Annotated in this window: 26 protein-coding genes; 14 read left to right on the top strand and 12 right to left on the bottom strand. The window is 69.9% G+C overall.

Features of this window, described 5'->3' with window-relative positions; translation table 11 throughout:
• Together C4V41_RS58195 and C4V41_RS58190 are read right to left on the bottom strand one after the other, a co-directional pair.
• Window positions 1-140: metal-sensitive transcriptional regulator (locus C4V41_RS58195; RefSeq protein WP_146104236.1), on the bottom strand; the 140-nt coding region annotated here is incomplete at its 3' end.
• A gap of 210 nt (window positions 141-350) precedes the next feature.
• A complete protein-coding gene (locus tag C4V41_RS58190; protein WP_160150774.1) occupies window positions 351-1,169 on the bottom strand; it encodes a GNAT family N-acetyltransferase in 819 nt (272 codons plus the stop codon).
• A 100-nt stretch (window positions 1,170-1,269) separates the two neighbouring features.
• Between C4V41_RS58190 and C4V41_RS58185 the strand changes: the two genes are divergently transcribed.
• The 4 genes from C4V41_RS58185 to C4V41_RS58170 all read left to right on the top strand — a co-directional run bounded on the left by C4V41_RS58185 (window position 1,270) and on the right by C4V41_RS58170 (window position 3,966).
• Complete coding sequence (locus tag C4V41_RS58185) at window positions 1,270-1,698, top strand: MarR family winged helix-turn-helix transcriptional regulator (RefSeq protein ID WP_103964630.1); 429 nt, start codon at window positions 1,270-1,272, stop codon at window positions 1,696-1,698.
• Window positions 1,688-2,203 carry a hypothetical protein gene (locus C4V41_RS58180; RefSeq protein WP_200824996.1) on the top strand — a complete coding sequence of 172 codons (516 nt, stop codon included), beginning with the start codon at window positions 1,688-1,690 and terminating at the stop codon, window positions 2,201-2,203. Before C4V41_RS58185 ends, C4V41_RS58180 begins: the two co-directional genes overlap by 11 nt.
• An 83-nt stretch (window positions 2,204-2,286) precedes the next feature.
• Window positions 2,287-2,832, top strand: a complete 546-nt coding sequence (locus tag C4V41_RS58175; protein ID WP_268808949.1) for a GNAT family N-acetyltransferase — start codon at window positions 2,287-2,289, stop codon at window positions 2,830-2,832.
• Between the two features lie 39 nt (window positions 2,833-2,871).
• Window positions 2,872-3,966, top strand: coding sequence for a threonine aldolase family protein (locus C4V41_RS58170; RefSeq protein ID WP_103964629.1), 1,095 nt, complete (start codon window positions 2,872-2,874; stop codon window positions 3,964-3,966).
• Between the two features lie 120 nt (window positions 3,967-4,086).
• Here the strand turns inward: C4V41_RS58170 and C4V41_RS58165 are convergent, their stop codons facing one another.
• From C4V41_RS58165 to C4V41_RS58150, 4 genes are read right to left on the bottom strand one after another with little or no spacing between them, the layout of a single operon-like run.
• Complete coding sequence (locus C4V41_RS58165) at window positions 4,087-4,923, bottom strand: carbohydrate ABC transporter permease (protein ID WP_103964628.1); 837 nt, start codon at window positions 4,921-4,923, stop codon at window positions 4,087-4,089.
• The gene (locus tag C4V41_RS58160; protein WP_103964627.1) at window positions 4,920-5,822 is read right to left on the bottom strand and encodes a carbohydrate ABC transporter permease; all 903 of its coding nucleotides are present in this window, start codon (window positions 5,820-5,822) and stop codon (window positions 4,920-4,922) included. Before C4V41_RS58160 ends, C4V41_RS58165 begins: the two co-directional genes overlap by 4 nt.
• A complete protein-coding gene (locus C4V41_RS58155) occupies window positions 5,819-7,087 on the bottom strand; it encodes an ABC transporter substrate-binding protein (protein WP_103964626.1) in 1,269 nt (422 codons plus the stop codon). Before C4V41_RS58155 ends, C4V41_RS58160 begins: the two co-directional genes overlap by 4 nt.
• Window positions 7,088-7,112: 25 nt before the next feature.
• Window positions 7,113-9,239: a hypothetical protein gene (locus C4V41_RS58150; protein ID WP_103964625.1), complete on the bottom strand. Its 2,127-nt coding sequence runs from the start codon at window positions 9,237-9,239 to the stop codon at window positions 7,113-7,115.
• 272 nt (window positions 9,240-9,511) lie between these two features.
• On the opposite strand from C4V41_RS58150, the gene C4V41_RS58145 reads away from it, so the two are divergent.
• Window positions 9,512-10,513 (top strand): LacI family DNA-binding transcriptional regulator, encoded by a 1,002-nt coding sequence (locus tag C4V41_RS58145; RefSeq protein WP_235031062.1) that lies wholly within the window; start codon window positions 9,512-9,514, stop codon window positions 10,511-10,513.
• 5 nt (window positions 10,514-10,518) lie between these two features.
• Here C4V41_RS58145 and C4V41_RS58140 read toward each other — a convergent pair whose 3' ends face one another.
• Window positions 10,519-10,734 carry a hypothetical protein gene (locus tag C4V41_RS58140; protein ID WP_103964624.1) on the bottom strand — a complete coding sequence of 72 codons (216 nt, stop codon included), beginning with the start codon at window positions 10,732-10,734 and terminating at the stop codon, window positions 10,519-10,521.
• A gap of 5 nt (window positions 10,735-10,739) precedes the next feature.
• Window positions 10,740-11,408 (bottom strand): DJ-1/PfpI family protein, encoded by a 669-nt coding sequence (locus C4V41_RS58135; protein ID WP_103964623.1) that lies wholly within the window; start codon window positions 11,406-11,408, stop codon window positions 10,740-10,742.
• Between the two features lie 217 nt (window positions 11,409-11,625).
• On the opposite strand from C4V41_RS58135, the gene C4V41_RS62590 reads away from it, so the two are divergent.
• The 5 genes from C4V41_RS62590 (at window position 11,626) to C4V41_RS58115 (ending at window position 15,870) form a co-directional block, all read left to right on the top strand.
• Complete coding sequence (locus C4V41_RS62590) at window positions 11,626-11,796, top strand: hypothetical protein (protein WP_160150773.1); 171 nt, start codon at window positions 11,626-11,628, stop codon at window positions 11,794-11,796.
• A gap of 68 nt (window positions 11,797-11,864) precedes the next feature.
• Window positions 11,865-12,857, top strand: a complete 993-nt coding sequence (locus C4V41_RS58130) for an MvdC/MvdD family ATP grasp protein (RefSeq protein WP_103964622.1) — start codon at window positions 11,865-11,867, stop codon at window positions 12,855-12,857.
• Window positions 12,854-13,891 carry a TIGR04500 family putative peptide maturation system protein gene (locus C4V41_RS58125; RefSeq protein WP_103964621.1) on the top strand — a complete coding sequence of 346 codons (1,038 nt, stop codon included), beginning with the start codon at window positions 12,854-12,856 and terminating at the stop codon, window positions 13,889-13,891. The genes C4V41_RS58130 and C4V41_RS58125 overlap by 4 nt, the downstream gene beginning before the upstream one ends.
• 67 nt (window positions 13,892-13,958) lie before the next feature.
• Entirely contained in the window at window positions 13,959-14,834 is an 876-nt protein-coding gene (locus C4V41_RS58120) for a helix-turn-helix domain-containing protein (RefSeq protein WP_103964620.1), read from the top strand.
• A gap of 142 nt (window positions 14,835-14,976) precedes the next feature.
• On the top strand, window positions 14,977-15,870 hold the full coding sequence (locus C4V41_RS58115; protein ID WP_103964619.1) for an MBL fold metallo-hydrolase: 894 nt from the start codon (window positions 14,977-14,979) through the stop codon (window positions 15,868-15,870).
• A gap of 96 nt (window positions 15,871-15,966) precedes the next feature.
• On the opposite strand, the gene C4V41_RS58110 is transcribed toward C4V41_RS58115, so the two are convergent.
• Window positions 15,967-16,452, bottom strand: a complete 486-nt coding sequence (locus C4V41_RS58110; protein WP_103964618.1) for a hypothetical protein — start codon at window positions 16,450-16,452, stop codon at window positions 15,967-15,969.
• A 174-nt stretch (window positions 16,453-16,626) separates the two neighbouring features.
• Between C4V41_RS58110 and C4V41_RS58105 the strand changes: the two genes are divergently transcribed.
• Window positions 16,627-17,436 (top strand): alpha/beta fold hydrolase, encoded by an 810-nt coding sequence (locus tag C4V41_RS58105; RefSeq protein ID WP_103964617.1) that lies wholly within the window; start codon window positions 16,627-16,629, stop codon window positions 17,434-17,436.
• A 28-nt stretch (window positions 17,437-17,464) separates the two neighbouring features.
• The gene (locus tag C4V41_RS58100) at window positions 17,465-18,400 is read left to right on the top strand and encodes a helix-turn-helix domain-containing protein (protein ID WP_235031061.1); all 936 of its coding nucleotides are present in this window, start codon (window positions 17,465-17,467) and stop codon (window positions 18,398-18,400) included.
• Window positions 18,401-18,456: 56 nt separating this feature from the next.
• On the opposite strand, the gene C4V41_RS58095 is transcribed toward C4V41_RS58100, so the two are convergent.
• A complete protein-coding gene (locus C4V41_RS58095; protein WP_103964616.1) occupies window positions 18,457-19,680 on the bottom strand; it encodes an oxygenase MpaB family protein in 1,224 nt (407 codons plus the stop codon).
• A 154-nt stretch (window positions 19,681-19,834) separates the two neighbouring features.
• Here C4V41_RS58095 and C4V41_RS58090 point away from each other — a divergent pair, with 154 nt between their 5' ends.
• Both C4V41_RS58090 and C4V41_RS58085 read left to right on the top strand, forming a co-directional pair.
• A complete protein-coding gene (locus tag C4V41_RS58090) occupies window positions 19,835-20,509 on the top strand; it encodes a TetR/AcrR family transcriptional regulator (protein ID WP_407670177.1) in 675 nt (224 codons plus the stop codon).
• A 164-nt stretch (window positions 20,510-20,673) separates the two neighbouring features.
• Entirely contained in the window at window positions 20,674-21,849 is a 1,176-nt protein-coding gene (locus tag C4V41_RS58085; protein ID WP_103964615.1) for a pyridoxal phosphate-dependent aminotransferase, read from the top strand.
• A 6-nt stretch (window positions 21,850-21,855) separates the two neighbouring features.
• Here C4V41_RS58085 and C4V41_RS58080 read toward each other — a convergent pair whose 3' ends face one another.
• Window positions 21,856-23,010, bottom strand: coding sequence for a mannonate dehydratase (locus C4V41_RS58080; protein ID WP_160150772.1), 1,155 nt, complete (start codon window positions 23,008-23,010; stop codon window positions 21,856-21,858).
• A gap of 155 nt (window positions 23,011-23,165) precedes the next feature.
• Window positions 23,166-24,071, bottom strand: a complete 906-nt coding sequence (locus C4V41_RS58075; RefSeq protein ID WP_235031060.1) for a LysR family transcriptional regulator — start codon at window positions 24,069-24,071, stop codon at window positions 23,166-23,168.
• Window positions 24,072-24,095: the final 24 nt, after the last annotated feature.

Raw genomic sequence — 24,095 nt, 5'->3', positions numbered from 1 at the left:
CTGGTCGCCGCCGACACCTGGGTCAGGATGTCGATGCAGTACTTGTCGTCCTCGACCATCCGCTGCAGACCCCGGATCTGCCCCTCCACCCGCCGCAACCGCAGCGCGTGGTCCTGCTTGGTGCCGCTGTATCCGGCCATGCCCACCCCTCCTCAGGTCGCTGCCCGTGCCAACACCATACCCCCCTATGGTATTTCCGACAACCAACATCCTGGAGATCGACATGCCACACAAGATCCGTAAGCCAGGCGTCCTCGGCGCAGCGGCCGCAGCCCAAAGGCCGGTCCAGCCGTCTCCAGTTCGGCGAGCCGCATGTACGCCGCCCAGCCCTCGGCCGACCGGCTGGCCGGTCAGCCCATAGAGATGAGGATCGGGGCGACGTATCGCCCGCGGTCGCCCGGGTGCCGGTCGGCGCCGTAGACCATCGTCGGCAGGGCCGCGGGTCCCTCGGTGGGTCCCAGCCTGGCGAGCCACGGGCGCAGGCCCGGGTAGGCGTCCAGCAGGTCGATCCGCACGTCGCGGTCGGCGCCGTGGGCGGCGGCCAGGATGAGCTCGCGGGCGGCCTCCTCCGAGGACGCGACGACGGGGCCGATGACACGGTGCGGGCCGGCGTTCCAGGCCAAGGCGAAGCCGCCGTCGGTGACGACCGTGCGCTCGGCCCTGGCCAGCAGGGCGGTCAGCGCCTTGCCCCGGTCGGCCCCGGTGACCTCGGCGTCCAGGTCGAGGAGCGCGGCGTGGTCGTCCGGCGTCGCCACACGGACCGCGGACGACCCCGCCGCCCCCGCCAGCGGGCCCATGGTGATCGTCAGACTGCCCGTGGGCCGGAAGCCCAGCCGCTCGTAGACGGGCCGCCCGAACCGGGTCGCGGTCAGCTCCACGACGCGGTCCCCGGCCGCCTCCAGAGCGTGCTCCATCAGCCGCGTGCCGAGCCCCTGCCTGCCGTACCTACTGGCGACCAGCATCATGCCGACGTCGGCCAGCGAGTCGCCGTAGCGAGTCACCACGACACACCCGGCCAGGCCGTCGCCATCGGCCGCGTCGACGGCGTAGACCTCGCCCGTCTCGAACATCAGCCGCCATTTGGCCTCGTCGGTGGCCCACTCGCGATCGCTTTCGAGCCGCTGGCACAGGGGCAGTTCCTCGGGACCGAGAAGTCGAATATCACTCACAGGCGAGAACCTACTCTGCCGGCCACTCCGGCACAGCCCCAGAAGCCACAGCCGGCCGATCTGGTTGCACAGGACAACCATCTAGTTGTACGGTCGAACCATGGCGGATGATCGCGAACTCCAGGAGGCCGTGGCGCGGTTCGTGCGGGCCTTCGGCCTGCACCAGCCGGACCAGACCCCCTGCGGGCAGCCCATCCCGGTGTCAGAGGCTCACGCGCTGGGCGAGCTGGCCAGGGACGGCGCGTTGCGGCAGAGCGACCTGGCGCAACGGCTCCGGCTGGAGAAGAGCACCACCAGCCGGCTGGTGACCCAGCTCATCAACCGCGGCTGGGCCGAGCGCACCCCGGCGCCCGACGACGGGCGCGGCGTGCTGGTCCGGCTCACCCCGCCCGGGGTGAAGGCCGCAGCCCGGCTGGCCGAGGCCAGAGCCGAGCGGTTCTCCGCCGTCTTGGATCGTGTTCCCGAGGGCGAGCGTGCCGACGTGCTGCGCGCCCTGACCACTCTCACGGAGGCCATGGATGATTCTTAAGGATCGGCGCGTTCAGGCGCTGGTCGCGGCGCTGACGCTCGTCGTCGTCGCCGCGACCGCGTACGTGCTCATCGGGCGCGGCGAGCAGCAGGCGCTGGCCGCCCGGCAGGCCGACATCGCGGCCAGGAGCCGGCAGGTGATGCCGTTCGACCTGGAGCGCACCACGCACCGCTTCACCAAGTCCGCCACCGGCGGCCTGCAGACCGTCACCTCCGACGACCCCTCCGACGCCGAGCAGGTCAGGCTCATCCGCGAGCACCTGACCGAGGAGGCCGCGGGGTTCGGCAAGGGCGACTACGGCGACCCCGCGTCCATCCACGGCGGCGAGATGCCCGGCCTGCGCGAGCTCGAAGCGGGCCACACCCGGATCGAGATCCGCTACGCACAGGCGCCCGCCGGGGCCCAGATCGCCTACAGCACCTCCGACCCGGCCCTCCTCAAGGCGCTGCACGCCTGGTTCGACGCCCAGGTCACCGACCACGGGCAGCACGCCGAACACGGATGACCGGTCACCAGATCCGCGGACCAGCCGACCCCCGAGATACCCAACCCCGGTACAGTTTGCAGTGACAACGACAGGAGACATGCGTGCCCGAGACCAATCCACCGATCCTACGGCCACTTGACGTGCGAGGGCTCGGCCTCCGGCTACGTGAGTGGACGGACGAGGACCTACCGGTCATGGTGGAGCTCTTCGACGATCCGGAGATGGACCGCTGGACCCCGCTCCGCTCCCCCTTCGACGTGGCCGCCGCCACGGCGTACCTGGCCAAAGCCCGCCAGAGCAGGGCGGACGACCGCGGCATCCAGCTGGCCATCACCGTCGAGGACGATCGGCCACGAGGAGAGGTCCTTCTCCACCGCACGGGAAACCCGGGTGAAGGCGAGATCGCGTACGGGATCGGCCGCCAGTACAGGCGGCAGGGCCTGGCCAAGCGGGCTGTCGAGCTGATGACTCGTCATGCCCTCCAGGACTGGGGCATGACCCGCGTCCTTCTCCGCATCGACCCCGCGAACGAAGGCAGCCAGGCGGTCGCCGCCGCCGCGGGATTCCACCTGACGGACGACGCCCCGGTCATCCGGCAGCGGAAGGAAGGCCCCTTCACGCTGCTCACCTGGGAGCGCACCAGGTAAACGCCTTTCCCGACGACCGCGACAACGAAGGAGACATTCATGCCCGACACCAGCCCGCAGGTGCGGCGGTCGCTGTTCCTGCACGCGCCCATCCGGCGCGGGCCGCGCCTGATGCTGGAGCAGATGCTGGCCCTGGTCGATGACGACACCCCGGCCGACGGCCCAGAAGGCCCCGTCGCGGTGCTGGAGCGGCGGATGGCCGAATTGCTCGGCAAGGAAAGCGCGCTGTTCTTCCCCAGCGGCACGATGGCCCAGCAGACCGCGTTGCGGGTGCACGCCGACCGGCTCGGCCGCCGCACGTTCGCCGCCCACCCGCAATCACATCTGGACGTGTGGGAGGAGCAGGGCTACAACGCCGTCCACGGCCTGCGGCTGCGTCGTACCGGTGACCTGCACGAACTGATGACGGCCGCGGACCTGGCGGCGATCGGCGAGCCACTGGCGGCGGCCGTCTGGGAACTGCCGCAGCGCGACCTCGGCGGCCTGCTGCCCACCTGGGACGAGCTGTGCGAGCAGGTCGCGCTCGTGCGCGCCACCGGCGCCGCCGCGCACCTGGACGGCGCCCGGCTGTGGGAGGCCCAGACCTACTACCGGCGGCCGTTCGACGAGATCGCCGCCCTGTTCGACACCGTGTACGTCTCCCTCTACAAGAGCCTGCAGGGTGTACGCGGCGCGGTGCTCGCCTCCGACGCGGCCACCGTGGAGGTGGCACGGGTGTGGCGGCAACGCCTCGGCGGCGGCATCCGCGACGCCTGGCCGCTCGCCCTGGCCGCGCTGGTCCACCTCGACACCCTGGCCGATCGGATGCCCGCCTACCGCGAGCACGCCATCGCCATCGCGGCCGCGATCAACGCGGACGGCACCGCCCGCGCCTGCCCCGACCCGCCACAGACCCCGCTGTTCCACATCCACCTGCCCGCCGGCCGCCGCGCCGTCGAACGGGCAGGTCAGGAGATCCTCGCCGAGCACGGCATCCAGCTCTGGGGCCGGGTACGTTCGGCGTCCGAGCCCGGCCGATGCGCCTTCGAGGTCAGCGTCGGAGAGAACGCCATGGAGTTCGCCCCCGGCGAGGTGGTCGCCCTCATCCACGACGTGCTGACCCGCGCGCGATCCGAAAGGGCGGTCACCCGCTAGATCCCCAGGCGCCCGGCGCCCGCCCAGGCCGCGGCGACCAGCGGGCGGCGGAGCGTGGGCAGCGCGCCGAGTTGCTCCCAGTGCACCAGGTCACGGCTGTGAAAACATCGAAACAGCCTCCTATTTGATCGCGCCCGCGCCGATGCCCTTCACGATGTGACGTTGCGCCATCAGGTAGAAGATCACGACCGGCACGATCGAGATGGTGGTGGCGGCCAGGAGGATCTGCTGCTGTGGCGTGTCGGCGGAGGTGAAGGCGGTCAGGCCGCGCTGGACGGGCATGAGGGAGTTGTCGTCGAACAGGACGAGCGCCATGAGGTACTCGTTCCACGCCCCCAGCCCCTGGATGACCGCCACGGCGGCGAGGCCGGGCCGGGCCAGCGGGAGGATCACGTTCCAGAAGATACGCAGCGGGCCGGCGCCGTCCAGGGCGGCCGCCTCCTCCACGGCGCGGGGCTGGCTGACGAAGAAACTACGCATGATGAGTGTCGACATCGGGATGCCCGAGGTGATCAGGATCAGTACGTAGCCGACGGGATTGTTCGTCAGGTCGAGTGAGATGAGCAGCTTGTACTGCGCGAGGAACATGGCGGGCGCGGGGATGATCATCACGGCGAGGATGACGAACGTGAACACGCTCTTGCCGGCGAAGTCGAGCCGCGCGAGCGCGTACCCGGCGAGGCTGGACACCAGCAGGATGCCCGCGACGGCGGATCCGGTGTAGAGCACGCTGTTACGCAGGTAGACGCCGAGGTCTCCCTGGACCCACGCGGTCACGTAGTTGTGCCACTGCGGGTCGGCGGGCAGGAAGCCGTCGTTCGAGAGCAGTTCCGTGAGGCTCTGCAGGGATCCGGACAGCATCCACAGCAGGGGGAAGAGCGCGATCAGCGCGGCGACGCCCAGGAGTCCGTACAGGCCGATCTTGTCGGGGCGCACCCCGCGTCGGGTCCCGCTCATACGCGGGACCTCCGCCTGGTGATCGCGAGCTGGAGTACGGACAGCAGCACGAGGGCGCCGCCGAAGATGACCGACATGGCCGCGGCGCTGCCGTACCGCCAGTTGACGAACGCCTCGTTGTAGATCGCGAGGGTCGGCACCATCGTGTGGTGGCCCGGCCCGCCGTTGGTCAGCACCTGCACGGTCCCGAAGATCTGGAGCGCGGCGAGCAGCGTGAGCAGGCTCACGATCGACGTGACCGGAGCCAGTTGCGGCCAGGTGACGTACCGGAACTTCGACCAGCGGGTCGCGCCGTCGAGTTCGGCGGCCTCGTACAGCTCCTGCGGCACGTCCTGCAGCCCCGCGAGGAAGAGCAGGAAGCCGAACCCCCAGTGGAACCAGACGAACACCGCCGCCACGACGGGCAGCGCGACGGCCGGCTCGCCGAGCCAGTTCTGCTGGAGCGTGCCCAGTCCCACGAGGCCGAGCAGGCGGTTGAGCACGCCGGATCCGGGGGCCAGGATGAACGAGAACAGCAGGCCGACGACGACCACCGACAACACGCCCGGCAGGTAGAAGACGGTGCGGAAGAACGTCCTGCCGCGCGTGACGCTGTTGACGGCCAGCGCCATGCCCAGGGCGGCCCCGTTGCCGGCGACGAACCCGACGACGCCGAAGAACAGGACATTGCGCATGGACGCCCAGAAGATCGGGTCGGAGGCGACGAAGTCGTAGTTGGCCAGCCCCACCCAGGGGGTGTCGGGGCTGACGCCGTCCCAGGACTGGAAGCTCAGCAGGATCGCCTGCGCGAACGGCGTGATCGTGAAGACCCCGATGAGCGCGATGGCCGGCGCCAGGAACAACCAGCCGATCAGCGTGCGTGGCAGCCGCGGTGGACGCCGCACGGGAATCGCCGTCATGACGTACGGTCCTGCGCCGCCTGGACGTTGGTGAGCACCTCGTCCACCGTCGCCTCGCCCAGCACCAGGCGCTGGGACTCCGCTCTGATCGCGGTGATCACGTCAGGCGTGAAGGTCGTCGACATGACCTGCATGCCCTTCACACCGGCGGCGAAGCCCGCGAGCTGGCCGGGGATGTCCGCGCCGGCGAGGAGCTCGGGGTTGCTGGGCAGGATGCGGGCGGTCTTGGCGAACACCGCCTGCTGCTCGGGCTCGGTCAGCCACTTCACGAACGCGAGCGCCTTGCCGGACTGCTCGCTCCTCGGGTTGATCACCGCGCCCTTCCCGGGGACACCCGGCGAGCGTGGGTCGTGGACGCTTCCGGGAGCCTTGGGAACCCCGGTGGAGAAGTAGTCCTCGAATTCCGGGTTGGTTCTGAGGCCGACGGCGATGCCGGGGGCGGCGTCGAAGATGGCGCCCATCGACTTGGTGAAGAAGGACGACTCCACGTTCGGGTGGTCGTCCTGGCCGCCGGGGATGGAGTCGTCGGCGAGGACGCCGGCCTTCTTCACATCGGCCAGGAACTGGAAGGCGTTGCCCCAGCCGTCCTGTTTCCAGCTCGCCTTTCCGTTGAGGGTCGCTTCGATCTCGGCGTCCGTCAGCCAGTTCGAGGCGAGGGCCTGGACGATGTTCGGCGTCTGCGAGGCCGCGATGGCGAATTTCGCCTTCTTCGCGGCGAGCGCGTCGATGAATTCGGTCGTCGTCGCGGGTGGCTTTTCGATTCCGGTCAGCGCCGGGTTGATGAGAAAGCCGTACGTCTGCGTCTCCCAGTGCACCGAATAGACGCCGGGCTTGACGCCGAGGTTGTTGCCTTCCTGGAACGTCGACATCTTGAGCACAGCGGGGCTGAAGTTCTTGCTCCAACCGGCGTTCAACTGGGCGGAAAGGTCCATCGCCCAGCCGGCCTTGTAGAACGGCGCCATCTGGGAGGCGTCGAACGACGAATAGATGTCGGGCATGGATCTGGACTGCGCCTTCGCCTGCAGCTTGGGCAGGTAGTCGGCCGGGCCGGGCGTGTCGATGGTGATTTTGACGCCGGTCTTCTTGGTGTACTGCTGCGCGAGCCGGGTGAGCGCGGCCTCTTGCCCACGCGACTGGTTCATGAAGGTCAGTCCGGTGTCCCCGGTGTCGCCGGTGTCGCCGGATGACGAACAGCCTGCCAGGGCGAGCGCCAATGCGGCTGCCACGATGGTGGAGCGGCGACCTGCTGAAAGAGGTGTACCCATGGTTCTCCTTCCGGGTGCGTACAAGTCATTCGGGTGGGTGCCGGAGGCCTTCTGACGTGAGAATCCAGCCGTCGGGAAGCTCCGCTCCCCGGTTCACCGCTGTGGCGAGGTGGGCCATCGCGGCCAGCAGCCCTCCGTTCGCCGGGAGATAAATCGTGAGAAACCCCGGCATTTGCGGATTGTGTCCGTTGGGGAGGAACACGTTCTTGGGCGAGGGAAGCAGGAGAGCCTCGATCGCACGGCCGGCATCGCCGAGCCGGGCCGCGGTCATCGCCATGACGGGGTAGTCCCAGCCCCAGCCGGACTGCAGATCCCAGTGCTCCCATACGGCGTCGAGCGTCGCGGACATCGTGGCCGGGTCGACGAGGCCGGTATCCGGCAGCCACCCCAGCGCCATGAGCATGGACGGGTGGTCCTTCCGGATGAGCCACGGGGACGTCGCGATGGCGGCGTACGTGCCGTCGGGGAGCAGGGCGGGCCGGCTCATGTTCCGCGCCACCCGGTCCCACTCCTCGTCCGGTTCGAGGCCGAGCCGGGTCCGCCACTCGTTCGCCACGCCGAGCGCCCACGACCAGTACGCCAGCTCGAAGGTCGGATCGGTGTTCGTCGCCCGGTCGGCGAGGTAGCTCTCCTGCGCGGGGATGAGCGGCGGCGGCAGCCCGAAGGACCCGTCGCGTTCCTGCGCGAAGTCGGCCATGAAGTCGGCGGTCGCCTCGACGAGCGGGTAGTGCTCGCGCAGGAACGACTCCTCGCGCCCCTCGCCGCGCAGCAGCTCCAGCAGGTGGATCACGTGCGGCTGCTGCCAGAGGAGGAAGACGCCGATGTTGCTCGGCGACTCGCGCGCGGACGGATCGGTCTGCTTCGGCCAGCGCGCTCCGCGATATCCCTGCCGGCGGGCGGTCGCCCGCGCCGCCTCCAGGGCTTGGTGGTACCACCGCAGGCTGCGTTCGAGCAGGTGCCCTCTCCCCCACATCGGGAAATGCGCCGCATGCCACCAGTGCATCTCCAGGTGGAACTTGCCCGACCAGGTGTTGTACGTCAGGCCGGACTCCGCGGGAGGCGTGCCACCGGCGCTGTTGACGGCCATGAGGTACTGCGAGAGAACGACGCGGCGTTCCAGCTCCGCGGCGCGCGGGTCCGTGCTGCCGGCGAGGCTGACCGCGGCACCGGTGCTCCAGTGTTCCGCCCACCAGGTCCGCGCGGACGCGCTGACGGTGGAGAAGCCGGCCTGGTCGGGCCGCCGGCCCTGATCAGGCGTCAGCGTCACGACGACTTCCAGAACGGTGGCGTCCGTGTGGGCGACGGCCGAGCCGGCTTCCTCACGCAGGCCGCCGGTGGTGCGGACGTCCACGCCGTAGGTCAGTGCCTCCACCGTGCGCCGTGCCTGCCAGTGGCGCTCCGTCCGCCGGTCCCAGGCCGTCTCCTGCGCGAGCGGGAGTTCGAAGGCGGCCAGGTCGTCCGGCTGTTCGTCGAACACCCAGGCGACGCCCCATCCGCGCGGCAGCAGGCCGGACTCGACCCGCACGGCGAAGCGGTGTTCCCGCGGGTCGGCGACGGTGGTGACGCGGACGGGCTCGCCGTCGAGGACGTACGCGGCGTGGATCGTTCCCGTCCACAGGTCGAGCTCGGTGTGGACACCGGACAGGGCGGCCGGGTCGTCGAGCCCCGTCCCGTCGGGGCGGACCAGGGCGAGGCGGCCGAGGTGGGCGCGGCGGGGGTTGAAGTGGTGCCACGCGCCCGTGACGAACTCGCCGGCGATCGGGTCGGCGGGGCGTTGCAGGCCCATGCGGTCGAGGTAGGGCACCGGGCCGCGGGAGGTCTCGTACAGGGTGGCCGCGTCCTCGATCCGGAGCTTCCGGTCGGCGCGCGTCTCGTACCAGCCCCAGGTCGACTGCGTGCGCAGCGGGATCTGGAAGTCGCCGGCGTCGAAGGCGCGCGGGCGCTGCTCGGGCAGGCCGGACAGCCCGTCGTGAGCGACGCGGTGCGGGTCGGGGACCAGCTCGTGGAAGGACGGGAACGTCTGCAGGCCGGAAATGTCGGCCGTGAGCGCGATGTCACCGTTGCCGACCGTGAGGACGCCGGCGGGGTGCGCGGACATCAACACGGGGTTGTGCCGTCGTACGAGCCGGCGCCGGTCGATTGCTTCGGACATCCTCGCCTTTCTCCGATCGTCGGCGGAAGCCGTAGCGGGCTCCGAATGCGAGTCAACGTAGCCGTTGCGTCCTGAGGAGGTCAAGAAAAAATGTGTACCGGTCTACGACGTCACCGCTAGCCCATGTGGGCGTGTTTCGCATTGTTCGCTAGGCTTCATAAACCGGTCTACACATGCGATGATCTCGTCGGCGTAGGATCGGCAGGACTTGGCTGGAGAAGGGGATGCCCATGGTCGCGCCAGAGCGACGACGAAGAGTGACCATTTCCGACGTGGCGAAACACGCCGGGGTCTCCAAGGCGGCGGTCTCCAAGGTCATCCGGAACGACTACGGGGTCAGCGACGCCATGCGCGACCGCGTCAGGCGGGCCATCGACGAGCTCGGCTATCGCCCCCAGGCCGCCGCGCGGGCGCTGCGCGGGCGGGCGTTCACCATCGGCGTGCTCATGCGGCACATCGGGATCCCGTTCTACGCCGAGATCATGACCGGCCTGGTGGATCAGCTCGCCGAGTCCGACTATCAGGCGATCATGATCCAGGGCGGCACCCACGACAAGACCGAGAAACGGGCCCTGGACGCTCTGATAGACCGGCAAGTCGACGGCATCCTCATGATCGCTCCCCTGGTCGCCCGATCCCAGCTCGAACAGGTGGCGCGCGAGATTCCGACCGTGGTGCTGGGCCGGCACGACAGGTCGCCGGCGTACGACCTGATCGTCGACGACGACAGGGTCGGCTCCGAGCTCGTCATGGACCACCTGATCGCGCTCGGCCACCGTCGCATCGGGCACATCACCTTCCAGCAGGAGCAGGGACGGGCGGCCGACCAGATGCCGCGCATCAGGGCCGAGACCTATGAGCGGGTGATGCGGGACCACGGGTTCACCGACGAGATCGCCGTCGTCGCGACCTCATACTCGGAGGAGGGCGGCTACGACGGCGCCCGCGAGCTGCTGAGCCGCTCCCCGCGCCCCACCGCGATCTTCGCCGGTTCCGACGAGGCGGCTCTCGGGGTGCTGGCCGCGCTGCACGAAGCCGGACTGTCCGTCCCTGACGACGTCTCCGTGGCCGGCTACGACAACACCAGGCTGGCCGCCCATCCCCACATCGCGCTGACCACCGTCGACCAGGACGGAGTCGTCATGGGCCGGATGGCCGGGCGGCTGCTGCTCGAACGCATCGAAGGCCGCACGTCGGCGGTGCACTTCTCGGTCATTCCGAGCCTGGTCGTCCGGCGCTCCACCGCCTCTCCCCGTGACGGGACCGGCAGGTGATCTTCTCATCCCGAGGAGAGGTTCAGGCGCATCGGCTTGGTGATGGGCTGGGTCCAGACGATCCGGTTGCCGTGCACGGTGATGTCGCGGAGTTCGATCTCTTCGCCGCCGCCGGAAGCGGTGCCCTGCCAGGCGCCGCCGTTCTCACGCAGCTCGACGACCGCGGAGAGCTCGCCGATCGGGGTGGACAGGGAAAGGTCCCAGGTGCCCGCGGGATTCATAGGGGTCAGAACTCCAGCGGGGCGGGGCCGGTGTTGCGCCAGACGATGCCGCGGCGTTCGTAGGCGAACAGATCCTCGACGGCGTGCGCGATCCGCGGGCCGAGCTCCCGTTCCAGCAGGTGGAGGGCCACGTCGAGCCCTGAGGTGACGGCGCCGCCCGAGACGAGGTCGCCGTCGTCCACGACGCGGGCGCGGACCGCGTGGGCCCCGGTGGCGTCGAGCAGGTCGGTGCCCAGGTGGTGGGTGGTGGCGTGCCGGCCTTCCAGCAGCCCCGCCATGGCCAGGACGAGCGAGCCGCCGCACACCGTGGCGACGGTCGTCTCGGGGCGGTCCATCGCCGCCTTGAGCAGGGCGGGCAGCTCGGTGTCCAGGGTGCGTGCGAGCAGCACGGGGATGGACTCGTCCTGCTCCGTGCCGGACGCCTCGGCGGGTTCGCCGATCCGGCCCGAGGCGCCGGGCACCACGATCAGGTCCGCCTTCGCCGGGTCGAGCGCGGCCGTGGCGCGCAGGGGCAGGCCGCCGGTCCCGCTCACCACCTCGCGCGGTCCCTCGGCGGTCGCCAGTTCCACCGTCAGCGCCCCGCCGGAGGCGACGGCTCCGGCATGGAGCACTTCGTACGGGGCGATGACGTCGAGGGGGTCGAAGCCATCGAAGAGGACGATCTGGGCATGCATGAAATATCCAATTATCTAGGCGAATGACCGGTTATCGACTCCGGCCGGCCCCCAACGTACGGGAGCGCCGCCGGGCGCTCCCAGCGGCACGATCGACAAAATCCAACGGGAAATCGCCACACCCGCCCGACCCGGGTCCAACCGGCTTCCAACCGACTTCCAAGAAGCCGCCGACAAGATCTCGTTCGTCTTCACAACGAAAGGAGATCGACAAAGAATGTCTGTTCGCATCGACGATCTGAACGGCATCGCGGAGCTCCCCGAGGACTCCCTGGAGGATGTCGTCGGCGGTAAGCCCAAGATGCAGGGCCCCGATTGCATGTGGGTCGCATCCTCTCTCGGTGGCGGAAAGTCCGACCCGATCGATATCCGTACCTCCGGTACGTAACCGGTCCGGAACAGAGGGGACGGCGTGTCCGCGACGGGCACGCCGTCCCCGGCGCGTGGGGAGATGCGTTGATTCTGATACTCAGCGAAAGAGACGACGCGGCGGTGGAGATGGTCGTCCCGAAGCTCCGCGAACGAGGCGCGGAGTTCCTGTGGTGGGACCCGGGTGAATATCCGGCGGAAAGCCGGATCACCTCACGGCTGACCGGTGACTCGTGGCGCCACACCCTGCGTACGAGCGGCCGGGACTACGAAACCTCCCTGTTCAGCGCCGTGTGGAACCGCCGCCCCTCCCCACCGCGCGCCCCGGACTCCGTCACCGACGGCAACCACCGCGCGTATGTCGAGAAGATATCGAGGATCCTGTTGAACGGCTGGGAGGACACGTTCGACAGCCGCTGGTTCCCCGGAAGAACCATGGACGTCATCCGGCTGCAGAACAAACTGCTCAACCTCGCCGCGGCGGCAAGACTGGGTTTCACCACGCCCGACACCCTCATCACCAATGACTTCGAGAAACTCATTCCGTTCTGGGAGGAGGCGGGCGGCGAACTGATCGCCAAGGAAGTGGAGTTCGTCGAGTTCGAGGTCGGCGGGGAAGGGCACACGTTCTACACCACTCCGGTCACCCGCCGCCATCTCACCGACCGGCATCGGCTGAGCATATCGCCGGCCATTCTGCAGCCGTACGTGGCGAAATCCATTGAGCTGCGCATCACCGTCGTGGGCGAGCGGGTGTTCGCCGCCGAGATCCATTCCCAGGGGTCACGCGCGACCCGCTACGACTACCGCCACTACGAACGCAGCTTCTCCACATACGGCGTGCACCGCCTTCCGGAGGACGTCGAACGCCGCTGCCTGGCGCTGACCGCCTCGCTGGGGCTCCCCTACGGCTGCATCGACATGATCCTCACCCCCGACGGCCGCTACGTGTACCTGGAGATCAACCCCACCGGCCAGTGGGGCTGGATCGAAGCGGCGACCGGTCTGCCCATTTCCGCGGCCATCGCCGACTGGCTCGCCGCCGCCGAACCCGACCTCTACCCAGGAAGCGCCGCATGACCACCGCACCTCCCCCGGCCCCATCGCCCCTGCCCGTCTTCGGCGACGTCCTGGCCGAGGCCGTTGACCTGCTGCGGTCGCTCCCCCGCCGGCGGCCCGGCGTGCCGGCCGCCCGGCAGGCCGTCGAACGCTGGCGCGCCGCCCATCCCGGCACCCACGCGCAGCTCGTGACGGACGTCCGGCCCGGCAGCCCCATCGTCGACCACGACCTGGTCCTCAGCCACCCCGGCGGCGGGAGCGTGGCGCTGACCGCCCCGGCCGACGACGGCGTTCCCTGGACGGTCGACCATTCCACGCATTGGGCCTCGGGCGTGGTGCTCATGGTCGACGATCAGGAACTCCTGATCCAGAACGCGCTGCTGACCCTCCGGGCCCGCGCCGCCCGCGAACCCGCCATCCAGCAGGAGCTCATCGACTACTGCATCCTGGACGGGCTGGTCGAGCGGGAGCCCGACCCGACGCCGGCCGAGCTGCAGGAGGCCTCCGACGCCTACCGGCTTCGGCGCGGGCTGCTCAGCCGGGCCGAGATGCTGCGGTGGCTGGAGGAGGTCGGGCTGACGCGGGCGGCGTATGACAACCACGTCTACGGCCTGGCTCTCAGGCGCCGCCTGCGCTCGCGGGTGGAACGGGAGACGGCGGAAGACCATGTGCGGCGCCACCGGGCCGATTTCGACCGGGTGAGCGCCGTGTGGGTGACGGGTCCCGAGGACCGCCTGGCCGCTCTGGCCTCCTGCGACGACCCTCTGGCGGCTCTGGCCCGGGCACTGCTGACCCCTGCGCAGGGTGGCGAGCTGGCCGTCACCGTGGCCGAGCGGGTCGCGCGCGAACTGCCCGTACCGCTCCGCGACACCGCCGAGGGCGGCGTCGTGGGTCCGGTCGCGCACGGCCGGGACCACCTGTTCGGCGTCGTACGCGAACGCCGCCCCGCCGACCCCACGGACCCGGACACGCTCGCGGCCGCGGGCCGGGCCGGCTTCGCCGCCTTCATGGCCGAGCGACGCGCCAAGGCCGCCATCACCTGGTATTGGCTCTGACGTTCTGCCGTGCCTATCTCCGGCAGGGTGTGGCTGAGTCGTGAACCGGCCGCGAATACTGTGAGCCATGAACACGAGACGGCAGCTCGGGGAGTTCCTCCAGACGAGGCGTTCCCGGCTCCGGCCTGAGGACGTGGGGGTCACCACGTACGGTGGCCGGCGCCGGGTCCCCGGGCTGCGCCGGGAGGAGCTGGCCCTGCTGGCCGGGGTGAGCACGTCGTACTACTCGCGGCTGGAGCAGGGCCAGGCGCCCAACGCCTCGCCCGAAGTGCTCGACGCGCTGGCCAGGGCGCTGCACCTGAACGACGCGGAACGCCGGCACCTGCACGAACTGGCCACCGGCGGCCGGGGACCCCGGCGCCGGCCCGCGCCCGAACGGGTCGGCCCCGCGACACGTCAGCTGATCGCGACGCTGGGCGACGTGCCCGTGATCCTGCTCGGCCGGCGCAGCGACGTGCTGGCGTGGAACGCGCCGGGACACGCCCTGTACGCCGGCCATCTGGCCCCCGACGCTCCGGACGCACCGCGGCGGCGGCCCAACATGGCACACCTGCTATTCCTGGACGTACACACCCGTGACCTGTACGCCGACTGGGCCGCCAAGGCACGTGCCGCGGTGGCGACCCTGCGGATGGCCTCCGGCCGCCACCCGGACGATCCGCTGCTGGCCGCGCTGATCGGGGAACTGACGGTCAAGAGCCCGGAGTTCGCCACGCTGTGGGCCGGCCACCCGGTCAAGGCCGGCGGCGACGCGGTCTACGAGATGCGGCATCCGCTGGTGGGCACCATGCGGGTGACCCAGCAAACGCTGCGGACCGCCGACGACCAGGCCTTGGTGATCGCCACCACCGAACCCGGGTCGCCCTCCCACTCCGCGATGACGCTGCTCGTCCACAGCGCGCTCACCGCGCGTACCTCCATCGCGCAGGACGCGCGGACATGATCGGCTGACGCCTTCCCCAGGCTTTCCCAGGCGCTCCGAACCGAGCGTCCGATGCCGCACGCCCCTTCGAGAAAGACCACAAAATGCTCACCCTCACGATCGCCGCCCTGCCGGGCCGCTGACCCCTTCTGGAGTGCACATCATGGACGAGATCAAGCTCGGCGACGTCACCGTCACCCGCGTCGAGGAGACACACGGCCCGATCATGCCCACCCGGGCGTTCTTCCCCACCATGCCGGACGAAGCCTGGCAGGAGCATCACGACCTGCTCATTCCCGACCACCTGGACGCCGACGGCATGGTGCACGCCGCCATGCAGACCTGGCTGCTGCGCAGCGAGGGGCGTACCATCCTGATCGACACCGGCATCGGCAACGACAAGAACCGTCCCGCCGTCGAAGCCTGGCACCGGCAGCACCTGGACTACCTCGGCCGGCTCGCCGCGGCCGGAGTCCGGCCCGAGGACGTCGACCTGGTCGTCAACACCCACCTGCACCTCGACCACATCGGCTGGAACACCCGCCTGATCGGCGGCGAGTGGGTGCCGGCCTTCCCGAACGCCACCTACCTGATGCCGGCCGTCGACTTCCACCACTGGAACCCGGCGAACAATCCCGGCATCCCTGGGAGCGTCAACGAGTACGCCTTCGAGGACAGCGTCGCTCCGGTGCACGCCGCCGGACAGGTGATCCTGTGGGAGGACACCTACGCCATCGACGGAAACCTGCGCCTGGAAGCCGCGCCCGGGCACACACCCGGGCATGCCGTGATCAAGCTGGAGTCCGGCGGCGACCGGGCCCTGTTCGCGGGCGACATCGTCCACACCCCGTTGCAGTTGCACCACCACGGTCACGACAGCTGCTTCTGCGAGGACCCGGCCCAGGCTCGCGCCACCCGGCGCCGCCTGCTCGACTGGGCGGCCGATACCACCGCCTTGGTCCTGCCCGCCCACTTCAGCGGCCGATCGGCTTTGGAGATCGAACGGCGTGCCCAGGCATACGCCGTCAAGGAGTGGGGCCCCTTCAGCCGCTACTGACTTCTGTGATCGAACGCACGCCCCCGCGAGGTGCGCTCGTCACGTACCGGATCGAGGCGGCCCGGCGCCGCCTCGATCCTCAGCGTGTCTCGCCCGTCAGCTCGTCGAACCCTCCGCGGAGGAGCAGCGGCGCAGCACGGTGGCCCGCTTGTTCGCGGCCCCGCTCAGCCGGACGAAGGGCTGGATGGTGGTCGTGCCCGCGCCCACGCTGACCAGCGCGAACGTCGAGCGGGTCTCGAAGAACTCCTGGTGGTCGGCGAAGTTGGCCGGCCCGAACACGCCCTCGGCCGGCGCCGACCCGTTGACCGACCAGCCGAGCCGGATCTCGGCCGCCGCGTCGACCCCGGCGTCCGCGGTGACCTCGGCCTTGATGAACTGCGCGCTGGAGACCGTGACCGTACGCGGTGCCGTCAGCGCCAGCCAGCCGAGCGCCGGCGTGAGTGCGAACGATCCGATCTGGCAGCCCGCCTGGGCCGCGGGCACGGCGGCGGCCGGCTGGACGGACGCGATCGTCGCCGCGACCATCGCCGCGGCGCCGAGCGCCGCGGCACTCGCCGCCATTCTCCTGCTGATGCGTTGCATGTGAACCCCCGTGTGGGTGTGGGATTGACCTTCGCCGGCCGATTCCTCCGGGACGGCGCCTGACCCTCAGGCGTGACATCCGGTTCCACAGCCGGTCGCGGCCGTGCCGCAGCCGCTCCACAGGTGGAACATTTGTCCAAGACCGATGGCCGACCGCCCGTGCACACTGCCCGCATGAGTGAGTTCGACATTGAGCACCCGCATGGGCTGCACGTGGTCCATGACGGTCCGCGGCAGGCGCCGCCGTTGTTGCTCATCCACGGATCGGGGGCCTCGGGCGGCTTCTGGAGCCCGGTGGTCCCGGCACTGGCCGGCCACCATCACGTCATCCGGGTCGACCTCCCGGGCTGCGGTCAGTCCCCGCCCGCGCCGTCGTACGACGTGCCCGCGCAGGCGGACCGGGTGGCGGCGCTGCTGGACGACCTCGGCCTCCGGCGCCTCGCCGCGGCCGGGCACTCCAGCGGCGGCTACGTCGCCACCGCGCTCGCCGAACAACGTCCCGACCTCGTGGGTTCGCTCGCACTGATCAGCAGCGGCCCACGTCCGGGCGCGCTCCTCCGGCAGCCGTTCATCCTCCGGGTCCTGCTGGCCCCGCCGTTGGGCCCGCTCCTGTGGTCGAGGCGTTCGGATGCCATGATTCGCAAGGGGATCAGCTCGACGGCCGCTCGCCCCGTGGACATCCCGGGCGACGTGGTCGCCGGCGTACGGGGCATCACCTACCGCGTGATGAGGACGGTGCTGCGCCGGAACACCGCGTACATCGCCGAACGGAGCATGCCCGAGCGTCTCGCCGCCCTCGGGGTCCCCGTGCTGGTGATCTTCGGCGCCGCCGATCCCCGCTGGGAGCCGTCGTCGGCGCACCAGTACGACGCGGTGCCGAACACGCGGGTCGAGCTGCTGCCCGGCGTCGGGCACCTGCCCATGCTGGAAGCGCCCGAGACGACCGCCAAACTGCTGCTGGCCTTCACGGCAACGGGGCGCTGACATGGTCCCTGAGACCTAGACTGATCACGTGCCGACCGGGACGCCACCTGACCGGACGTGGGTGGACGTCGCGGTCCCACGCCCGCCGGTTCGGCTGCCGGGGGTCAGCATGGCCGGGTTCCGCCATCGTGCCCCGGCCTTCACTGACATCGCCATGGTCGCGTACCCGTCCGTCACCCTGCTCGTCGATCTGAGCGAGGGAGAAGGCGTCGTCTACGAAACCCGTGGCCGGCGCGAGCGCGGCAGTGTCGTCGTCGGGCTCCTCCCCGGCGATCTCCGGGCAGCCGGCCGGGGAGCCGGCGAGTGCCTCCAGATCCGGCTGGAGCCGGTCGCGGCGGCCGCGCTGTTCGGCGCGTCGAACGAGCTCAGCGGGACGGTGGTAGCCCTCGCGGATGTCTGGGGCCGCGACGCCGGGCGAGCCGAGGACAGGCTGCGCGCCGCCGCGTCGTGGGACGAACGGTTCACGATCGCGGCGGACATCCTCGGCCGGCGGCTGGGCGCCCACGCACCGGTCGATCCGCAGGTCGCCTACGCCTGGCGGCGGACGCTCACCAGCCGGGGGCGGGTACGGGTCGACGGCCTGGCGGACGAGGTCGGCTGGAGCCGCCAGCGCCTGTGGTCCCGCTTCCGGTCCCAGCTCGGCATCACCCCCAAACGCGCCGCCCGGCTGGTGCGCTTCGACCACGCCGCCCACCTTCTCGCGGCGGGTCACGCCGCCGCCGGTGTCGCCACCGAGAGCGGCTACGTCGACCAGTCCCACCTCAACCGCGAGGTCACGGCGTTCGCCGGCCTCACGCCCACCGCCCTGGCCGTCGCGCCGTGGCTCGCGATCGACGACGTCGCGTGGCCGGCCCAGCGCCCCGCGAAGGATGGCGAAGTCCGCGTTTGCGACTTGGTACGGACTTGCCCGCCACGCCCGAAGCGGCGCAGAGGGCAAGACCATGTAGGCGAACCTTCGCAGTGATCGTCCGGACCTGAGAGGGCTTCGAGGTCGCCTGCCTGTCAACGCGAGCGGCGTGATCAGCTGGGCCGGTTGCCCGTCGGGATCACGATCTTGGTTTGCGCGCCCTTGGTGAGGTAGTACGTGGTCCACTTCTTGACCATCTCGTCGAGGAGCCAGGCGGCGGCGGGCACCAGCGGCAGCCCGATCACGCCCTCCCGGAACTGCACCAGGAGCGGCCAGGCGGTCTTGATCACCGGGTCCCACAGCGGCTCGCGCCGGATGCCGTTCCAGCCGGCCACCTGGTCGCCGGTGAGGTATCTGGCGAACGCGTTGACGAGAGGCTTGTCGACGCCGCCGGGGCTGGTCAGCTCCGCGAGCATGTCCCGCAGGATGGCGTTGAGTTCCACCCCTTCCGGGGTCGGGCCCATGTTCCTGGGCAGGACCAGGTCCGACTGGGTGTAGGAGGTGTCCCAGGTGGCGGGGAGGAACTCGTCCCTGATGCCGAGCATGTGGCCCAGCATCTGCACCGAGTGCAGGTACGCCGCGGACTCGGCGGAGGAGATGCGGACCTTCCAGTCCCGCATTCCGCGCATGGAGTAGGTCGCCAGGGTGTGCCACGTGACGAGCATGTCCTCCTGGCTGATCGGGATGGGGCCGGACCAGTGAGGGGACGACTTGAGCAGGTGCCGCACCGCCGCGTGCACCAGCCGGGTCTTCACGGCCTCGACCACGGCCGTGCCGCCGGCGCCCCAGGCGTTCTGGGGTCTGACCGCGTACGCCAGGATGTTCGTCTTGGCGATCCGGTCTTTCAGGTTCGCGCCGCCCGCGGAGTAATAGACGGCGCGGGCCTCTTTGGGGATGGCGGTGGCCAGCATTCCGGCGCCGACGATGGTGAGGACGACGATGTAGTTGCCCTTGAGCGCGTGGAACCGCGCCGCGGCGTCCAGCTTGGCGGGGTCGGCCCATGACGGTAGCTGCCGCGCCTGCTCGATGAAGGCCCGGAGATCCTCCGGCAGGCCGGCGGGCAGGGGCTGGTCGTTGCGGTTCCAGTCGTACAGCAGCCGGTTGACCTCGGGTATGAGACCGCGGTCGAACAGTGAGGCGAGGAGCGGGTCGGCCACTTCGTCCCACACCCATCGGGGGTCGGCGCCGCTGCCGGAGCCCGCGATCGAACCACTGGCCGGCCAGGTCCAGTCGCCGGCCAGAGAATCCGCCTGGGCCGGGGAGATCATCCCTAACGCGCCGAGCGCTCCCATGGCGGTGCCCGAGATCAGTACGTCGCGCCTGCTCAACTCTGCCATGCTCAGCACTCCTTCGAGGTGGGGGGTCCGCTCCGGGCATGCGAGAAAGGGATGATACTGAGAAACAAATCATGAATCTGTGTATCATCATCAGAGCACAATGTGACGGGCATCACAAGACCGCGTTTGAGGCAGAATCCTTACAGGAGGCATCGTGGAGTCTGTACTGTCCGGGTTCATGGCGCTGTCGGACTCGGATTCGCTGCTGGAGCGCGCCTATTGCGATGCCGTCGAGCGCGTCGGCGACAGCGACGAGCTGCGGACGCGCATCCTTGACGCGGCGTACGAGCAGTTCTGCCGGATGGGCATCAGGCGCTCCACCATCGAGGACGTCGCCCGGCGGGCGAAGGTGTCGCGGATCACGGTCTACCGGCGGTTCGACACCAAGGACACGCTGATCGAACACGTGGTACGCCGGGAGTTCCGCCGCTATTTCGACCGGTTCCTCATCGACATAGAGCAGGCCGGCACCGCTGCTGACAGGGTGGTGCTGGGCTTCGTCAGCTCATTGCGGGCCATTCGCGGCAACCCGCTGATCGGCGGGCTCATCGCCACGGAACCCGACCTGCTGGTCCCCTCCATGACGGCCGATGGTGGGCAGACCCTCGCCACCGTACGGCACTTCGTCGCCGGCCAGCTCCGCAGCGAGCAGCGCGCGGGCAACGTGTCGAGCCGCCTTGACGTCGACCTCGTGGCCGAGATGATGGTGCGGATCTCCACCTCTTTCCTGACAGTCCCCAGTGCCGTCATCGACCTGGATGACGACGAGCAACTGGCCGCGGTGGCCCGGCGGTTCCTCGTACCCATGCTGGAACCGCCACCGGCCTGAGCCGTTATCCCGCCCAGCCTCCGTTGAGGAACAGGGCGGCACGGAGCAGTATCAGGGCCCGCCGGACGGACAAAGGGGGATGCCAGGAACACTTCCCCGCAAAGTGCGCCTAAGCTTCCCTTTCGTGACTGTCGCCATCACATGAAAGAGCCGGAGGTCGTGGCGTGAGAATCTCGCAACGTGCGCGGGCCGTCGCGCCGTTCTACGCGATGGAGTTCGGCAAGCACGCCGCGACGCTGGAGGCCCAGGGGCACCACGTCGTCAAGCTCAGCATCGGCGAGCCGGACTTCGGAGCGCCCCCGGCCGTGCTGGACGCGCTGCGCGAGGTCACGGACGGACGGCCGATGCCGTACACGGCGGCACTCGGGCTGCCCGCGCTGCGGCAGGCGATCGCGCGGTTCTACCGCGACGAGCACGGCGTCGACGTCGATCCGGCCCGGGTCGTCGTGACCGCGGGCGCCTCGGCCGCCCTGGTGCTGGCCGCCGCGGCACTCATCGACCCGGGCGACGAGGTGCTCATCGCGGACCCGTCGTACCCCTGCAACCGGCAGATCGCCGAAAGCTTCGGCGCCCGCGTCACGCTCGTCCCCGCCACCGCCGAAACCCGCTTCCAACTGGACGCCGCGTCGGTGAAGTCGAGCTGGTCGGACGGCACCCGCGGGATCATGATCGCCACCCCGTCGAACCCGACCGGCACCTCCGTTCCGGCCGGCGAACTGGCCGCGATCTGCGACCTCGCCCGCGAACGGGACGCCTGGCGCCTGGTCGACGAGATCTACCTCAACCTGAGCGACCACGACGACCAGGGCCGCCCGCCGCGCAGCGTGCTGTCGACCGATCCCGGCGCCATCGTCATCAACAGCTTCTCCAAGTACTTCGGCATGACCGGCTGGCGACTCGGCTGGTGCGTCGTCCCGGAGGCCCTCGTACCGGCGATGGAACGCCTGGCCCAGAACTACTTCCTCTGCGCCTCCGCGCCCGCCCAGCACGCCGCGCTCGCCTGCTTCACCCCTGAGTCGCTGGCCGTCTGCGAGGCGCGCCGCGCGGAGCTGGCCGAACGGCGCGCGCTCGTCCTGGACGGCCTGTCCCGGATCGGACTGCCGGTCCCCGTCCCGCCCGACGGCGCGTTCTACGTGTACTTCGACGTGAGCCGCACCGGGCTGACGTCCTGGCGGTTCTGTGAGCGAGCGCTGCGCGAGGCGCACGTCGCCCTCACCCCGGGCAGGGACTTCGGCGTCCACACCGCGGACACGCATGTCCGGCTCTCGTACGCGGCGTCACCGGACGAGCTCCGCGAGGGGATCGCGCGGCTCGGCCGGTTCATGTCCGCCCTTGCCTGACCGGGGCTACCGCCGCGCCGCCCGGTGTTCGGCGGCCGCGATCATGCCGAGGATGTAGCCGTAGCCCTGCGCGTATGCCTGCGACTTCGACGGGTCGCCGTCACTCCCGGGGACGTGGTCGGGGTCGACCGCCCCGTCGTATCCCGCGTCGGCCAGGATGTTGATGATCTCCGCGTGGTCGATGTCGCCCTCGTCGCCCCACGTCTCGATGAAGTCGTTGCGCCGTCCCTTGATGTTGCGCAGGTGGATGTTGAACACCCGCTTGGTCGCGGCCAGCCTCTGGACGATGGGGTAGATCTCCCGCGTCGGGTTCCACAACATCTCCGCCAGCGTCCCGCAGCAGAGGTTGAGGCCGTGGTAGCGGTTGCTGCGCAGGTTCAGGAACGTGAACAGCCCCTTGCCACCGGGGACGCTGAGGACGTTCTCCACCACGCCGCGGTACCCGCCCGGCGGCGTCCCCGGGTCCTGGGGGTGGCAGGCGAGGCGCACCTTGTACTGCTCCGCCACCGGGACGACCCGCTCCAGGAAATAGTCGATGCGCTCCCAGTACGTGTCCGGATCGACCTTGCCCGCGATCGTGTCCGGCAGGCTGTAGTCGAGGTCGCTCGCACGAAACCGGCGCAGCTTCGATCCCCCGCGGCCGGGCACCTCACCCGTGGTCATCACGCCCAGGATGCTCATGTTGTACTTGATCGTCCCGACGCCGGCGCGGCCGCAGGCCTCGATCATCTTCTGGATGTCCTCGATGTCCCGGTCCCGCTCGGGGCTCTTCCCCATCATGATCGCGGGACGGAAGTCGTTGTCGATCAGGGACGATTCGAGGAACGGCAGGGCGACCATGTCCATCCGCAGGCCCTGGCTCTCGATGCGCTCCTTCTCCTGCTCCACCTCGGACACGAGCCAGTAGCCGCGATCGCCGGTCTTCTGGTCGTACGGCGGGTCCACCGGGTAGCCGCACACGCGGGCGACGCCGTTGCGCTTGAACTCCACGAGCGCGGCCTCGGACGGCGCGCGCCGCTGGGTGCCCAGCACCATGCGGGGCCTGCCGTTGTTGCCCTGGCCCCGTTCCTGGGCGTTGGCGGGGTTCGGCGAGACCACCATCGACGCGAGACCGGCACCAGCCGTCACGGCGCCGGCACGGAACAGCGATCGGCGATCCACGTTGCTCGATTCCATATGCGCAATCGCTTTCTTGGGGGGGGTCGGCGCTACGCGATCACGCTAGGAGCATTGATGATGCGTGTCTAAGAGCATCTCCGTATCGTTTGATACCGCGATGGCATCACCGGTGGCTACGGCCCCCGTGAACGCCAAGGTCACCGCTTGGGCGGACCGTCGGGGCAAGCGGTCTTCAGGACGTGCAGCACCCGGCCGAGCGCCGGGTTGCGCGAGTGCCGCGACCACAGCAGGTGCAGTTCGACGGGTTCGGGATGACGACCGGCCAGGGGTACGTACGCCACGCCCGGGACGTTGTTCAGGGCGGCGGAGGCGGGAACGAAGGCGATACCCCGTCCGGCGGACACCAGCCACAGCATGGTGAGCACCTGGCTCACGCTGTGCACCACGCGTTCCTGGGCCAGCGGCACGGTGCTGACCACCAGGTCGTAGAAGTAGCGAGCCCGGTGCTGCCCGTGGAAGATCAACGGCTCCGCGGCGAGGTCGTCGGCGTGCGCCGGCCGATCGAGCCGGGTCAGCCGGTGCCCGGCGGGCACCGCCAGCAGGAGCGCCTCGCGATACAGCAGCAGCGAATCGAATAACTCGGGGTCGAACGGCGGGCGTGCCAGCCCGAGGTCGAGGTCCTCGCCGGCGAGCGCCGCGACCTGCTCGCGGGTCACCATTTCAAACAGTTCGATCTGTACGTCCGGCAGCTCGTGTTCGAGCCGGTTGAGCATGTGGCCGAGGACGCTGAACGCGGCCGTGGCCGTGAAGCCGAGCCGAATCAAGCCGCAGGTGCCGAGGTGGACGCGCTGCGCCAGATCAGACGCGGCCTCGGCGATGGTCAGAATGCGCCGCGCCTCGCCCAGGAATGCCTCACCGGCCGGCGTGAGCGCCACGCGCCGGTTGTCACGTTCGAGCAGTTGCACACCCACGGCCGATTCGAGTTTGCGAATCTGCCGGCTCAGCGGCGGCTGGGTCATGCGAAGCCGCATGGCCGCCCGGCCGAAGTGCAGCTCTTCGGCGACAGCGACAAAGCCTCGGAGTTGCTCCAAGGTGTACATCATTCGGGGAAGGTATCACTCCCGCCA

The sequence above is a fragment of the Nonomuraea solani genome (assembly GCF_900108335.1).
GTDB classification, from domain to species: domain Bacteria; phylum Actinomycetota; class Actinomycetes; order Streptosporangiales; family Streptosporangiaceae; genus Nonomuraea; species Nonomuraea solani.
This window is presented reverse-complemented; position numbering and strand designations above follow the sequence as displayed.